Genomic DNA, 733 nt, shown 5'->3' on the forward strand with positions numbered 1-733 from the left:
GCAAGCAGGTGGCCGAGGCGGGCAAGACGATGGAAGAGATCGTCGACAGCGTCAAGCGCGTGACCGACATCATGGGCGAGATCACGGCGGCCAGCCAGGAGCAGACCTCGGGCATCGAGCAGATCAACCAGGCCATCACGCAGATGGACGAAGTGACGCAGCAGAACGCGGCGCTGGTGGAAGAAGCATCGGCGGCGGCGCAATCGCTGCAGGAACAGGCCGGCAGCCTGTCGCAGGTCGTGCGCGTATTCAAGCTGGACGACAACACCCATGCCGGCGCGAGCCTGACGCCCGTTGCGCGCGCAACGCCCCCCGCAAGCACATCCAGGCCCGCGCCGAAGGCGCGCGCCATGGCACTCACGCCCGCGCGTGGGAAAAAAGAGGAACCTGCACCCGAACCGGCGATGGCCACGGACGGCGCGGGTGATTGGAACGAGTTTTGAACCAGAGACGGAAAGACGCAAATGAAAGCAACCAACCCATCGAGGCCGGCCGCCGAAAGCACCGCCGGCTCTGCGGCACGCGCCCAGACGCCCCTTGAATTCCTTTCCTTCACGCTGGGCGAGGAGGAATACGGCATCGACATCCAGAAGGTGCAGGAGCTGCGGGGCTACGACGCGGTGACGCGGATCGCGAACGCGCCGGAGTACATCAAGGGGGTGGTGAACCTGCGCGGGATCATCGTGCCGATCATCGACATGCGCATCAAGTTCTCGCTGGGCACGCCGAGCTA

Annotated in this window: 2 protein-coding genes; both read left to right on the top strand. The window is 65.2% G+C overall.

Annotated features, from left to right (window positions below; translation table 11 throughout):
* On the top strand, window positions 1–443 hold a 443-nt coding region (locus tag AC1DNF_RS35720; RefSeq protein ID WP_478153665.1), incomplete at its 5' end, for a methyl-accepting chemotaxis protein.
* 21 nt (window positions 444–464) lie between these two features.
* On the top strand, window positions 465–733 hold a 269-nt coding region (locus AC1DNF_RS35725), incomplete at its 3' end, for a chemotaxis protein CheW (protein WP_478153666.1).

The sequence above is a fragment of the Variovorax sp. 01T432 genome (genome assembly GCF_056398605.1).